The sequence below is a fragment of the Acinetobacter sp. RUH 2624 genome (genome assembly GCF_000162375.2).
GTDB classification, from domain to species: domain Bacteria; phylum Pseudomonadota; class Gammaproteobacteria; order Pseudomonadales; family Moraxellaceae; genus Acinetobacter; species Acinetobacter nosocomialis.
In genome coordinates, this window is the sequence record NZ_KI391939.1 from 2,312,960 (window position 1) to 2,327,074 (window position 14,115).

General features: G+C 40.1%; 12 protein-coding genes and 2 pseudogenes. 9 read left to right on the top strand and 5 right to left on the bottom strand.

Going from position 1 to position 14,115, the window contains the following annotated elements; all coding sequences use genetic code 11:
* Positions 1 to 214 precede the first annotated feature (214 nt).
* Positions 215 to 472 (bottom strand): 50S ribosomal protein L27, encoded by a 258-nt coding sequence (gene rpmA / locus HMPREF0014_RS17420; RefSeq protein ID WP_000201632.1) that lies wholly within the window; start codon positions 470 to 472, stop codon positions 215 to 217.
* Positions 473 to 490: 18 nt separating this feature from the next.
* Positions 491 to 802 (bottom strand): 50S ribosomal protein L21, encoded by a 312-nt coding sequence (gene rplU / locus HMPREF0014_RS17425; RefSeq protein WP_000271409.1) that lies wholly within the window; start codon positions 800 to 802, stop codon positions 491 to 493.
* Positions 803 to 898: 96 nt separating this feature from the next.
* Between rplU and HMPREF0014_RS25570 the strand changes: the two are divergent.
* The 9 genes and pseudogenes from HMPREF0014_RS25570 to HMPREF0014_RS17465 all read left to right on the top strand — a co-directional run bounded on the left by HMPREF0014_RS25570 (position 899) and on the right by HMPREF0014_RS17465 (position 11,927).
* A pseudogene (locus HMPREF0014_RS25570) lies at positions 899 to 1,198 on the top strand (hypothetical protein).
* Between the two features lie 46 nt (positions 1,199 to 1,244).
* On the top strand, positions 1,245 to 2,222 hold the full coding sequence (gene sdsA, locus HMPREF0014_RS17430; protein ID WP_004885471.1) for an All-trans-nonaprenyl-diphosphate synthase: 978 nt from the start codon (positions 1,245 to 1,247) through the stop codon (positions 2,220 to 2,222).
* A 14-nt stretch (positions 2,223 to 2,236) separates the two neighbouring features.
* Positions 2,237 to 4,297 (top strand): site-specific recombinase, encoded by a 2,061-nt coding sequence (locus HMPREF0014_RS17435; RefSeq protein WP_004885469.1) that lies wholly within the window; start codon positions 2,237 to 2,239, stop codon positions 4,295 to 4,297.
* A 184-nt stretch (positions 4,298 to 4,481) separates the two neighbouring features.
* Positions 4,482 to 5,107: pseudogene (locus tag HMPREF0014_RS17440) on the top strand (phosphatase PAP2 family protein).
* Between the two features lie 24 nt (positions 5,108 to 5,131).
* Positions 5,132 to 6,382 (top strand): multidrug efflux RND transporter periplasmic adaptor subunit AdeI, encoded by a 1,251-nt coding sequence (adeI, locus tag HMPREF0014_RS17445; RefSeq protein WP_004885468.1) that lies wholly within the window; start codon positions 5,132 to 5,134, stop codon positions 6,380 to 6,382.
* Between the two features lie 12 nt (positions 6,383 to 6,394).
* Positions 6,395 to 9,571: a multidrug efflux RND transporter permease subunit AdeJ gene (gene adeJ / locus HMPREF0014_RS17450; RefSeq protein WP_004885467.1), complete on the top strand. Its 3,177-nt coding sequence runs from the start codon at positions 6,395 to 6,397 to the stop codon at positions 9,569 to 9,571.
* Complete coding sequence (adeK, locus tag HMPREF0014_RS17455; RefSeq protein ID WP_002051147.1) at positions 9,571 to 11,025, top strand: multidrug efflux RND transporter outer membrane channel subunit AdeK; 1,455 nt, start codon at positions 9,571 to 9,573, stop codon at positions 11,023 to 11,025. Before adeJ ends, adeK begins: the two co-directional genes overlap by 1 nt.
* A 109-nt stretch (positions 11,026 to 11,134) precedes the next feature.
* Positions 11,135 to 11,485 (top strand): YbjQ family protein, encoded by a 351-nt coding sequence (locus HMPREF0014_RS17460; RefSeq protein WP_006580395.1) that lies wholly within the window; start codon positions 11,135 to 11,137, stop codon positions 11,483 to 11,485.
* 7 nt (positions 11,486 to 11,492) lie between these two features.
* A complete protein-coding gene (locus HMPREF0014_RS17465; RefSeq protein ID WP_006580394.1) occupies positions 11,493 to 11,927 on the top strand; it encodes a heavy metal-binding domain-containing protein in 435 nt (144 codons plus the stop codon).
* Here HMPREF0014_RS17465 and HMPREF0014_RS17470 read toward each other — a convergent pair.
* The 3 genes from HMPREF0014_RS17470 to HMPREF0014_RS17480 are packed head-to-tail and all read right to left on the bottom strand — an operon-like array spanning position 11,924 to position 13,922.
* On the bottom strand, positions 11,924 to 12,358 hold the full coding sequence (locus HMPREF0014_RS17470) for a nuclear transport factor 2 family protein (RefSeq protein WP_004712224.1): 435 nt from the start codon (positions 12,356 to 12,358) through the stop codon (positions 11,924 to 11,926). The two genes, HMPREF0014_RS17465 and HMPREF0014_RS17470, sit on opposite strands and share 4 nt — an antisense overlap.
* A gap of 54 nt (positions 12,359 to 12,412) precedes the next feature.
* Complete coding sequence (locus tag HMPREF0014_RS17475) at positions 12,413 to 13,219, bottom strand: SDR family NAD(P)-dependent oxidoreductase (protein WP_004885465.1); 807 nt, start codon at positions 13,217 to 13,219, stop codon at positions 12,413 to 12,415.
* Between the two features lie 25 nt (positions 13,220 to 13,244).
* A complete protein-coding gene (locus tag HMPREF0014_RS17480) occupies positions 13,245 to 13,922 on the bottom strand; it encodes a hypothetical protein (protein ID WP_004885464.1) in 678 nt (225 codons plus the stop codon).
* Positions 13,923 to 14,115: the final 193 nt, after the last annotated feature.

The window sequence follows — 14,115 nt, forward strand, 5'->3', positions numbered from 1 at the left end:
ATAACTTGTTCGCTTTTAATTTAACTCAGCCAAACAAGCTCTTCATTCAAGACTCATATTAACCGACAAACTCTGTGCTAATCATTGAGAAAATAAGATATTTTGTTATGTTGTTCATATAGTTTGTAGAATTTCATTCATCATGATGAAGATAAAATTAATGAAATTCCATAAAAAAAGCCCACAAAATGTGGGCTTTTTCTTAAGCTAAAACTTAAACAGTTTCAACTTTTACGTAGCGACGGCCAAATTGACCTTTCACTTCGAATTTTACTACGCCGTCAGCAGTAGCAAATAAAGTATGGTCACGGCCCATACCAACATTTGCACCAGCGTGGAATTCTGTACCACGTTGACGAACGATGATGTTACCAGCAGTTACAGTTTGACCACCGTAAACTTTAACACCTAACATTTTTGGGTTTGAATCACGACCGTTCTTCGTCGATCCACCGGCTTTTTTAGTTGCCATGTCTCTTACTCCTCGTGATTAGCCTGAAATACCAGTAATTTTCAACTCAGTGAACCATTGACGGTGACCTTGTTGCTTACGGTAGTGTTTACGACGACGCATTTTGATGATGCGGATTTTGTCGTGACGACCATGACCAATCACTTCTGCAGTTACTTTAGCGCCAGCTACAACTGGAGCACCGATTTGAATGTTGTCACCGTTTACAACCATTAATACATCATCAAATGTAATAGTTGCGCCAGATTCAGCCTTCAATAATTCAACTTTAAGGGTTTCACCCTCAACTACACGGTGCTGTTTACCACCGCTTTGGATTACTGCGTACATAACGTACTCCAATCAGCCCGTGTCGTCGTGCCGATAAAGGGATATATCGATCTTAAAACGAACGCCACTGGGGTTATACAAGGCGACAGATTTTAAGTGAAATTTGATCAAACGACAAGTGCTTTATCTTTATCTGGGCAATAGAGACCGCTATTCTTACATAATAAAAACAGCTTAAATTCGAATTTAGTACTTTTCATTGATTCTGAATGAAATTTAAAATACAGTTCCAAACACAACTTGCAACAAGAACAAGCTGTATTCATGTTGACGTTATTAAAATTTATTGTTTTGTCGGAAACACACCGTTTTGCCGAAATAAAGAACAAAGAACTCTTCATGAACATACAAATGATTCATATCAATTGCTTGTTTCCCTGTTTAATGCACTTTTAATTGATACACTAACGCCACTTATCACCAATACGGGGTTTTTCTTCATATGGTCATCGATTTTAAGCAAGACATTCTCGCTCCTGTTGCTACAGACTTTGCTGCGATGGATCACTTGATTAATGAAGGAATTAGCTCAAAAGTCGGCTTGGTCATGTCAGTGAGTAAACATGTCGTTGAAGCTGGCGGCAAACGTATGCGTCCAATCATGTGCTTACTTGCAGCACGCGCTTGTGGCCTCGACAATATGCAACATGCACAGCGTTTGGCTGCCATTATTGAAATGCTTCATACCGCAACTTTAGTGCATGATGATGTGGTCGATGAATCGGGGCTTCGCCGTGGTCGTCCTACTGCCAACGCAACTTGGAACAACCAAACTGCCGTGTTAGTGGGTGACTTCCTTATTGCCCGTGCTTTTGACTTATTGGTTGATTTAAACAACATGACCTTATTAAAAGACTTCTCAACAGGTACATGTGAAATCGCTGAAGGTGAGGTATTACAGCTTCAATCTCAGCATCAACCAGATACAACCGAAGAAACATATTTAAAAATTATTCACGGGAAAACTTCTCGTTTATTTGAACTTGCAACTGAAGGTGCTGCCATTTTGGCGGGACAAGAAGCTTATCGTGAACCTTTAAGATTATTTGCAGGTCATTTCGGAAATGCATTCCAAATTATTGACGATATTTTAGACTACACTTCAGATGCTGAAACATTAGGTAAAAATATTGGTGATGATTTAATGGAAGGTAAACCGACTTTACCGTTAATTTCAGCATTAGCACATTCAACTGGTGAAGAACACGCCATTATTCGTCGTAGTATTGCGACAGGTGGGGTTGACCAATTAACCAGAGTAATTGAAATTGTGCAAAAGTCTGGTGCTTTAGATTATTGCCAGCGCCGTGCCCAAGAAGAAACAGAAGCAGCACTGCAAGCCTTATCAATCTTGTCTGATACACCTTATCGCCAAGCATTGATTAACCTCACTCGGCTTGCATTACATCGAATACAGTAGATATTATTTTGCCTATGCATATAAATTTTTCAGATCATTTTTTAAAAATCCAGAAACAGCTTGAAAACCCTCAAGCTGTTATCGACGAAAATATCCTCATTGACTTAGTCAATGCCTTACGGCCATCCGATCCTCATGATACGGATGAGATAGAGCAAAAAATACAAGCATTTATTGACAGCTTATTACTTACTCCTACCGCTCCTGCCCTTTTACAAACCTTTTTATTACGTTTAATTAATCAATATAAGCAAGTGAGCTTATATGCAGATAGCGGTATTTTGTCTTTAGATGGTTTCTGGAACCAGCTTGGGCAAAGACTTGGCGGCCATTTTCTACCGCTTATTGAAGATGCAAGCCAACTCAAAATTTTAATTGGAAAAATTTTCTATTTAGAAAGTGATTCAGTCTGGTTAAACAATGTTGATGACAAGGATTGGGCAACCTTATTCGGTCTAATTGGGCAAAGTAATAGTAATGTTGAAGAAAAACATGCCATTCAGCGAGAAATGATCAAGGCTATTACGGTTCTATCTTATCGTATTAGTGGTATTGGGCTTTATCCTGAATTTATTAATGCTCAGCCTGAGCTAACTGAATATGAATCGCCGTTTTTAGTACAGAATCGTGAAATTATTGAGTTTATCGAAAAATATAAAAAACAAGATATTTCTCAAGATGACACTGTGGTAACTGTACCTCCAGATGCATCTCAAGCATTTGTAATGTTGGAACAATGTCGGGATGTCGTTTTAAAGATACGTCGAGCAACAAAAAGAATTGGTGTTAGTTTAAGTTTGACATATCTATTGTCCTTACTTGAACAATGTTTAGACCGAATTGAATTATTGCTCTATTTGGTTGTTGATAACAGCGAAGGACGTTACGTTTCTTTAGGAAACTTAATTTCGGACTTAACTAAAGCTCATTATAGTGAAAAAAGCGTCCGTTCTTTACTTAGCACGACTAGTGAGCTTATTGCCTTTCAAGTCACAGAAAATGCGAGCCGTACCGGTGAGCACTATGTAAGTACAGATACTAAAGGCTTTTGGGGAATGTATAAAGCCGCTGCCGGTGCAGGTGTCATTATCGCCTGTATGGCAACATTAAAGATTCTTGCTGCACGAATGACGATGGCGCCACTCATGCAAGCCTTTACGTTCAGTATGAACTATTCTCTTGGCTTTATTCTAATTCACGTATTGCACTTTACAGTTGCAACAAAACAGCCAGCAATGACCGCTGCTGCACTCGCTGCAACTGTACAGCAACGTAAAGGTTCTAAAACTGCACAAATTGCAGAATTAGCAGCGCTTATTATCAATATTATTCGAACTCAGTTTATTGCTATTTTGGGTAATATCTCGATTGCGATTCCTACCGCTGCACTCATTACCTTTGCTTGGCAGTTCTATCTTGATGAGCCCTTATTAACCCATACCAAAGCAACCTATTTATTACATAGCTTAAATCCTTTTACGTCGTTAGCTGTTCCTCATGCAGCAATTGCAGGAGTCTGCTTGTTTTTATCAGGCCTGATTGCTGGTTACTTCGATAACATGGCAGTTTACCGAAAAGTAGGACCGCGTTTAAAAGCTCATCGCCGACTACGCAATTTATTTGGACAAGAACGTCTTAATCGTTTTGCAGAATATATTGAACGTAATTTAGGTGCACTTGCGGGTAACTTTCTATTTGGTGTCATGCTAGGAAGTATGGGAACAATAGGTTTTATTTTAGGTTTACCTCTAGATATCCGACATATTGCCTTTGCATCAGCAAACTTTATTCAAGGTTTAATGACTATAAACGGTAGTCCAGATATTGGCTTGATTATTGTTTCGTTTTTAGGCGTACTCTGTATCGGTCTCACGAACTTATTTGTGAGTTTCACTTTAACGATTATTGTGGCTCTACGCGCACGCCGAGTACGCTTTGAACAATGGAAACCTTTGGCTAAACTGGTCATGACCCATTTTCTTACACGTCCGAGCGACTTCTTCTGGCCTCCAAAACAGCCTTTAGAATTAGAAGAAAATGCCCAAGCCAATAGTGGAAAAAAAGCAGAACACTAACTGTTTTGCTTTGTACACAAAATGTGATATCCGTCAATTTTGTTGTGATTGTTTTTCCAAATGTTAAAAAAATTTCAAAATGAATTTACGATGATCTATCAGGCTTGAAAAAAAGTGTACTGGCAAGTACACTTTCAACGGCGTTCAGTAGTAGAAAACTACATGAATAAGCAAAGGTGTGTATATGCCCTATCTATTGCTTTGTATTGGTTGCGTTTTTTTAGGATTAGGTATTCTTGGTCTATTTGTGCCAAGTCTTCAATCTTTGGACTTGCTCACCGTTCAAACATTGAGTCACCATCGTTTAGATTATCTTAATACTATAACCACCTTTCTTGCACGCATAGGCGGCATGCCTTTTGTATGTTTTTTATCCTTTCTAATATGTGTATATTTAGCATGGTATAAAAAATATATTACTGTTATTTTCATTAGCTTGGGAGTTTTTGGCAGTATCACCATTGGTTGGCTGCTCAAATGGTGTGTTAACCGGCCTAGACCTCCTGAGGCATATCATATTGTTGAAAGTTATGGTGCATCGTTCCCAAGTGCACATAGTGTTTATGCATCAACACTAGCTTGTCTGGCAATGATTATGTTATGCCGTAAGCACAACATTAACTCTCCTTATATTGTTTTGATCTCCTGTCTTTGGTTTGTGTGTAGGGGCTTTCAAGAATATATGCAGGAGTTCATTTCCCAACAGATGTACTCGCTGGTTGGGGCATTGGTTTTATTTGGATTGCACTGCTTTGGCTCTGGTTATTACAAACACAAAGTAGGTTAAGTAGAAAACAAATATATTTTTAGATTTTATCTAAACGAGGTGGAACAATGATGTCGGCTAAGCTTTGGGCACCAGCCCTTACTGCTTGCGCATTAGCAACAAGTATCGCACTTGTTGGTTGTAGCAAAGGCTCCGATGAGAAACAGCAAGCTGCTGCTGCTCAGAAAATGCCGCCTGCAGAAGTAGGTGTTATTGTTGCTCAACCACAAAGTGTTGAACAAAGCGTTGAGCTTTCAGGCCGTACTTCAGCATATCAAATTTCTGAAGTTCGTCCTCAAACAAGTGGCGTGATTTTAAAGCGCTTATTTGCTGAAGGAAGTTATGTTCGTGAAGGTCAGGCACTCTATGAGCTCGACTCTAGAACGAACCGTGCAACGTTAGAAAATGCAAAAGCATCACTCCTACAACAACAGGCAAATCTAGCTTCACTACGTACCAAGTTAAATCGTTATAAACAACTTGTTTCTAGTAATGCTGTGTCTAAACAGGAATATGATGACTTACTTGGTCAAGTTAATGTTGCAGAAGCACAAGTTGCAGCAGCTAAGGCTCAAGTAACAAATGCAAATGTAGATCTTGGTTATTCTACAATTCGCTCTCCTATTTCTGGACAATCTGGACGTTCATCAGTAACGGCTGGTGCTTTAGTTACTGCAAATCAGACTAATGCGTTAGTGACGATTCAACAGTTAGATCCAATTTATGTTGATATTAATCAGTCTAGCGCTGAGTTGTTACGTTTACGTCAACAATTAAGTAAAGGCAGTTTGAACAACAGTAACAATACGAAAGTAAAATTAAAGCTTGAAGATGGTTCTACCTACCCGATCGAAGGCCAACTTGCTTTCTCTGACGCTTCTGTAAACCAAGATACAGGAACAATTACTTTACGTGCCGTATTCTCTAACCCGAATCATTTATTGCTTCCGGGTATGTATACCACTGCACAAATTGTTCAGGGTGTTGTTCCAAATGCTTATCTGATTCCTCAAGCTGCGGTTACACGTTTACCTACAGGTCAAGCTGTAGCAATGCTTGTTAATGCCAAAGGGGCTGTTGAGAGTCGTCCAATTGAAACCTCAGGTGTTCAAGGACAAAACTGGATTGTGACTAACGGCTTAAAAGCTGGCGATAAAGTCATTGTTGATGGCGTTGCCAAAGTCAAAGAAGGGCAACAAGTAACAGCAAAACCTTATCAAGCTCAACCAGCAAATCCTCAAGGTGCAGCTCCAAGTGCTGCGAAACCGGCTCAATCAGGTAAACCTCAAGCAGAACAGAAAGCAGCTTCAAATGCATAAGGGGTAGATTGAATGGCACAATTTTTTATTCATCGCCCCATATTTGCGTGGGTGATTGCATTAGTCATTATGTTGGCGGGTATTCTCACGCTAACAAAAATGCCTATTGCACAGTATCCAACGATTGCACCACCGACAGTCACCATTGCTGCGACTTATCCTGGTGCATCGGCTGAAACAGTTGAAAACACCGTAACCCAGATCATTGAACAACAAATGAATGGTCTCGATGGTTTACGTTATATTTCTTCTAACAGTGCTGGTAACGGACAAGCATCTATTCAATTAAACTTTGAACAAGGTGTTGACCCTGATATCGCACAAGTTCAGGTTCAGAACAAATTGCAATCTGCAACTGCGCTTCTACCTGAAGATGTACAACGTCAAGGTGTAACAGTTACTAAATCTGGTGCAAGCTTCCTACAAGTTATTGCATTTTATTCACCAGATAACAGCCTTTCAGACTCAGACATTAAAGACTACGTAAACTCTTCAATTAAAGAGCCGCTTAGCCGTGTTGCTGGTGTGGGTGAAGTTCAGGTCTTTGGTGGTTCATACGCAATGCGTATTTGGCTCGATCCAGCCAAGTTAACAAGTTACCAACTCACTCCTAGTGATATTGCGACTGCGCTTCAAGCACAAAACTCGCAAGTTGCTGTAGGTCAGTTAGGTGGTGCGCCTGCTGTACAAGGTCAAGTACTTAACGCAACAGTGAATGCTCAAAGCTTGTTACAGACTCCTGAGCAGTTTAGAAATATCTTTTTAAAGAACACAGCATCTGGTGCTGAAGTTCGTTTAAAAGATGTGGCTCGCGTAGAGTTAGGTTCGGATAACTATCAGTTCGACTCGAAATTTAATGGTAAACCAGCAGGTGGTCTTGCAATTAAAATTGCTACAGGTGCTAACGCACTGGATACGGCAGCTGCTGTTGAACAACGTTTATCTGAATTACGTAAGAACTATCCAGCAGGTTTACAAGATAAACTAGCTTATGACACAACTCCATTTATCCGTCTTTCAATTGAAAGTGTAGTACACACATTAATTGAAGCCGTGATTTTGGTATTCATTGTCATGTTCCTATTTTTACAAAACTGGCGCGCAACGATTATTCCAACGCTTGCAGTTCCAGTGGTTGTATTAGGTACATTTGCTGTTATTAATATTTTTGGCTTCTCAATTAACACTTTAACCATGTTCGCTATGGTATTGGCAATCGGTCTTCTGGTCGATGACGCTATTGTTGTAGTGGAAAACGTTGAACGTGTAATGAGTGAAGATCATACTGATCCGGTTACGGCTACTTCACGCTCAATGCAGCAGATTTCTGGTGCGTTAGTGGGTATTACCAGTGTATTGACAGCGGTATTCGTACCAATGGCCTTCTTTGGTGGTACAACAGGTGTAATTTACCGCCAGTTCTCGATTACCCTTGTAACTGCAATGGTACTGTCGTTAATTGTAGCGTTGACGTTCACACCTGCACTTTGTGCGACTATTCTAAAACAGCATGATCCAAATAAAGAACCAAGCAATAATATCTTCGCGCGTTTCTTTAGAAGCTTTAACAACGGTTTTGACCGCATGTCGCACAGCTACCAAAATGGTGTTAGCCGCATGCTTAAAGGCAAAATCTTCTCTGGCGTGCTGTACGCTGTTGTAGTTGCCCTTTTAGTCTTCTTGTTCCAAAAACTCCCATCTTCATTCTTACCAGAAGAAGATCAGGGTGTTGTAATGACACTTGTTCAATTACCACCAAATGCAACGCTTGACCGTACAGGTAAAGTGATTGACACCATGACAAACTTCTTTATGAATGAAAAAGACACAGTAGAATCAATTTTCACTGTTTCTGGTTTCTCATTCACAGGTGTGGGTCAAAACGCTGGTATTGGCTTCGTTAAGTTGAAAGACTGGAGCAAACGTACTTCACCGGAAACCCAAATCGGCGCATTAATTAAGCGTGGTATGGCATTAAACATGATCATTAAAGATGCATCATATGTTATGCCGTTACAGCTTCCTGCAATGCCTGAATTGGGTGTAACTGCCGGATTTAACTTGCAGCTTAAAGATTCAAGTGGTCAAGGCCATGAGAAACTAATTGCAGCACGTAACACTATTTTAGGCTTGGCATCGCAAGATAAACGCCTCATGGGTGTACGTCCAAATGGCCAAGAAGATACGCCTCAATATCAAATTAATGTAGATCAGGCTCAAGCTGGTGCTATGGGTGTTAGCATTGCTGACATCAACAATACAATGCGTATTGCTTGGGGTGGTTCATACATTAACGATTTCGTTGACCGCGGTCGTGTGAAAAAAGTTTATGTTCAAGGTGATGCGGGTAGCCGTATGATGCCTGAAGATTTAAACAAGTGGTATGTACGTAATAACAAAGGTGAGATGGTTCCATTCTCGGCATTTGCTACTGGCAAATGGACATATGGTTCTCCACGTCTTGAACGTTATAACGGCGTATCATCGGTTAACATTCAAGGTACACCTGCACCTGGCGTGAGTTCTGGTGATGCCATGAAAGCAATGGAAGAAATTATTGGTAAGTTACCATCTATGGGCTTACAAGGTTTCGACTATGAATGGACAGGCTTATCACTTGAAGAACGTGAGTCTGGTGCTCAAGCGCCATTCTTATATGCGCTTTCATTGTTAATCGTATTCCTTTGCTTGGCTGCATTGTATGAAAGCTGGTCAATTCCGTTCTCGGTTTTACTTGTGGTACCGCTTGGTGTCATTGGTGCGATTGTATTGACTTACTTGGGTATGATTATTAAAGGAGATCCAAATCTCTCGAATAACATTTACTTCCAGGTAGCGATTATTGCGGTAATTGGTCTTTCTGCAAAAAATGCGATCTTGATTGTTGAGTTCGCAAAAGAGCTGCAAGAGAAAGGTGAAGATCTACTTGACGCAACCTTACATGCTGCAAAAATGCGTTTACGTCCAATTATCATGACAACCCTTGCCTTCGGTTTTGGTGTACTTCCGCTTGCACTTTCAACAGGTGCTGGTGCAGGAAGTCAGCACTCGGTAGGCTTCGGTGTACTTGGTGGCGTACTCAGCGCGACATTCTTAGGTATCTTCTTTATCCCTGTATTCTATGTGTGGATTCGTAGTATCTTTAAGTACAAACCAAAAACCATAAACACTCAGGAGCATAAATCGTGATGCAAAAAGTATGGTCTATTTCAGGTCGTAGCATTGCGGTATCTGCACTTGCGCTTGCTTTGGCAGCTTGTCAAAGCATGCGCGGCCCAGAACCAGTCGTGAAAACCGATATTCCACAGAGCTATGCATATAACAGCGCTTCTGGTACATCTATTGCTGAACAGGGCTACAAACAGTTCTTTGCTGACCCACGTTTGCTTGAAGTAATCGACTTGGCTCTTGCGAATAACCGTGATTTACGTAAAGCAACGCTCAATATTGAACGTGCTCAAGAGCAGTATCAGATTACGAAGAACAACCAGCTTCCAACAATCGGAGCAAGTGGTAGTGCAATTCGTCAGGTTACGCCAAGTCGTGATCCGAATAACCCCTACTCTACTTACCAAGTAGGTTTGGGTGTAACTGCTTATGAGCTTGATTTCTGGGGCCGTGTTCGTAGTCTAAAAGACGCTGCTTTAGATAATTACCTTTCAACACAAAGTGCACGTGATTCGACTCAAATCAGTTTGATCAGTCAAGTTGCTCAAGCATGGTTAAACTATTCGTTTGCAACGGCGAATTTAAGACTTGCAGAGCAAACACTTAAAGCGCAGCAAGATTCTTACAATCTCAACAAAAAACGTTTTGATGTAGGTATCGACAGTGAAGTTCCATTACGTCAGGCACAGATTTCTGTAGAAACTGCGCGTAACGATGTAGCGAACTACAAAACTCAAATTGCTCAAGCACAAAACTTGTTGAACTTACTTGTAGGCCAACCAGTTGCACAAAACTTGTTACCGACACAGCCTGTGAAACGTATTGCTCAGCAAAATGTATTCACTGCTGGTTTACCAAGTGATTTGTTAAATAACCGTCCAGATGTAAAAGCGGCCGAATATAACTTAAGCGCTGCGGGTGCGAATATTGGTGCAGCAAAAGCACGTTTATTCCCAACCATTAGCTTAACGGGTTCAGCAGGTTATGCATCAACTGACTTAAGTGATCTATTTAAGTCTGGTGGTTTTGCATGGTCAATTGGTCCAAGCTTAGATTTACCAATCTTTGACTGGGGTACTCGTCGTGCCAATGTAAAAATTTCTGAAACCGATCAGAAAATTGCATTGTCTGATTATGAAAAATCAGTTCAGTCTGCATTCCGTGAAGTTAATGATGCACTTGCGACACGTGCCAACATTGGTGAACGTTTAACAGCTCAACAACGTTTAGTAGAAGCAACTAACCGCAACTACACACTTTCAAATGCCCGCTTCCGTGCAGGTATTGATAGTTACTTGACAGTTCTCGATGCACAACGTTCATCTTATTCAGCTGAACAAGGTTTGTTATTGCTTCAACAAGCAAACTTAAACAACCAAATCGAGTTATATAAAACTCTAGGTGGCGGTTTAAAAGCAAACACTTCAGATACAGTGGTACATCAACCATCAAGTGCTGAACTGAAAAAGCAATAAGCTTTAAATCACATTCTTATAAAAGCTCACTTCGGTGGGCTTTTTTATTGCAACCAATGTGAATATTTTTTATCTTGAAACCTTAATAAATTTTGATTGATAAAAAACAATGTTATTAAGTAATTTAGAAAGCGTTCCAGGCCATCAAATTTTAAAACAACTTGATGTTGTATATGGCAGCCCTGTTCGTAGTAAACATGTAGGCCGTGACCTCATGGCAAGTTTAAAAAATATTGTAGGTGGAGAACTCACAGGCTACACCGAACTTTTAGAAGAATCCCGCCAAGAAGCAATGGATCGCATGATTGCTAAGGCACAGCAACTTGGTGCTAACGCAATTGTTGGCATTCGTTTTTCAACTTCAAACATTGCCCAAGGTGCTTCCGAGTTATTTGTATATGGCACAGCAGTCGTTGTGCAGCCCCAAGCACCTCATCTACCCGATCCATTTAATGCATAGGTAGAAAATGGACAATCTTATTTTTCAGCTTGTTATTTTTCTTATTCTTTTCAGTATTGGTTGGGCTTTTGGCCGCCATATTGAACGAAAACATTTAAATGAACTTCTAGAAAAAGAGCAACAATTTGCACATATCAGAATTGATACCAATCGTTTTGCAACGAGTGATCAATTAGGCCATTTTATTAGCAGTAATGTAGTCATTTCTCACGACTACTTTAAATATGTACTGGCTTCTATAAAAAATGTTTTAGGGGGTCGGCTGACCAGTTATGAAAGCATTGTTGAACGAGCTCGCCGTGAAGCGATTATTCGTTTAAAACAGCAAGCCCATAATGCGGATGCTAACCATATTATGGGAGTTCGGTTGAGTACAACCGAACTCGGTATGCAAGGCGGAATGGTTGAAGTTTTTGCTTATGGTACAGCAGTCAAAGACTAGCACTGCCCCATAGCAGAAAAGTGAATACGTGGATTGCCAATATTTTTAGTTAAGTGTTGGCAAATTCCAGTGATTTTCCATTTGTCCTGTTGTTTTGCCAAGGTAAAATAATAGCGACCAAAAGAATGAAAATAATCATTTTCAGAAAAACGGTAAATTTGATAATTACACTCTAGCCATGCTCGGTCTTGTTCAATCCGAATAAGAGGATTACTCAAATTATGTTGTAGTCGCAAATGTGACAAAGCTTGTTGCCGCGAACCTTTATATTCATGACAAGACACCACACATAAAGGCTCCCCTCTAAACTGGAAATAGTCCACCTCAAGTTGATCGGCCAATAACTCATCGAACGCATCCCAATTTTTCTGGTCAAAGACCAATTGAAAACGCGTAACAACGTCTAAGATACGATGGTAGTCTTGATCCATGGTGAACCTTCTATGTGGGTTTTTCCATCAATTTAGCACGGCAAAATCTCTTTTTTATTTCACTTTTGTTTTTCGAATCATTTTATAGAGTAATTTCGGTGACATACGGGAAACCATCACACCTAATTTTTCTTTAGTACCGCCTACCACGATATATTCTTGTCCTTGCATTAATGCCTTAACTGACTGTTCTGCAAAAACATCGGCTTCTAGTCCATTTTCGATTGCTTCATCTTGATGGCCTTGAGGTTGCCCTGCGCCATTTAACGCATTAAACGAAACATTAGTTTTTACAAAGCCCGGGAAAATAACAGAAACTTCAACACCCTGATCGGCAACTTCGGCACGTAAACTGTTGGCCCACATGTGAATAGCAGCTTTAGCAGCCGAATAACTTGCACGGTACTGCGTACCTAGAAGGCCTGCCACACTCGACACAAATACGACTCGGCCAGACTTTTGTTTAAGCATGGTCGGTAGCACAGTTTTGGTTAATGCCACTTGTGAGAAATAATCGACTTCCATAATGGCTCTTTCAGTTTCCATTGTGGTGTCTTGAATTAGAGCACGCTGACTTAAACCTGCATTATTAATAAGCCAGTCAATTCGTCCTTTTGCTTTTAAAATCTGCTCATAAGCCTCTTGAACTTGCTCTTGATTGGTAATGTCTGCAACTACCGATAAGTGCTGATCCGGATGGAGTAAACCAACGCGAACTTCTTCTAACTCTTCAAAGCGACGCGAAGTTAAAATCACTTGAGCCCCTTGCAAAGCAAACTCACCAGCTAAAGCTTTACCTAAACCGGAAGATGCTCCAGTAATCCACACCACTTTATTTTGCAAAGTATCAAGTTTGGCCATTTTGACTTCCTATTATCTTTTTAAATTATGCTGCTTGATGCATGAAGGCCAAAAAGTGATTGATATAATGAGTTGCTGTGGTCTGATCAACCTGCGTCCCCAATTTTTCCAAACGTTTATAGCCCAAATGCGTTGTCATATTAATGACCCCATTTAGGGTTTTGTCGACAACCAAATTAAATTTTAAACGTTTTTTAGGTTCACGTACTAGGCTTGTTACACCTAAATCCACAATTTGAATCAAGGTCTGAAAAGCTTCTTCTACGCTTTGCATATTGCCCGCACGTATTTGTTCAGTCAGTGTTTGGGCCTGTTGCACAAGTTGTGGTGTGATTGGGTAAGTAATATAAACATCGTGCTCACGCTCTTTCATAAGTGATGTCATATAATCAACCAAAGGTAATAGCCGTTCATTGCCGAAAAAAGAGACTGACCAAGGCATATATTTTCGGAAAGTATCTAAAATTTGTTGAAGAACTTTCTCGGACTCATGGCGCTGTTTTTCAGTCATGGTAGAGTTGTCTTGCTCATCCTTTAACAATACTGAGAAAACTTGCTCAATAATTTCACAAGATAAATCGGAAAGAACACTACCCAATGCTTTAGATTGGCTTTCTTTTACCCCTGCGTGTAATTTCTCTCGAATTGAAGCAAATTGGATATAGGTTGAATCGGAAATCTTTAAAAAAACTTTGTAGCTCATATATCGCATCCCTTATCAATTCTTTTGTAATTTTTCTGCCGTGCCGCTACACGATTAACTTGTGATCCATGCTTCATAAATCTACCGTTTTTTGAAAAAAATACAAAACCGTTTATCTGTTTTCAGCACATTAATTTCGAGGCATTTTTTTGCTACAATAGATGCAATTTTTTATGCATATTCGATCTAAGCT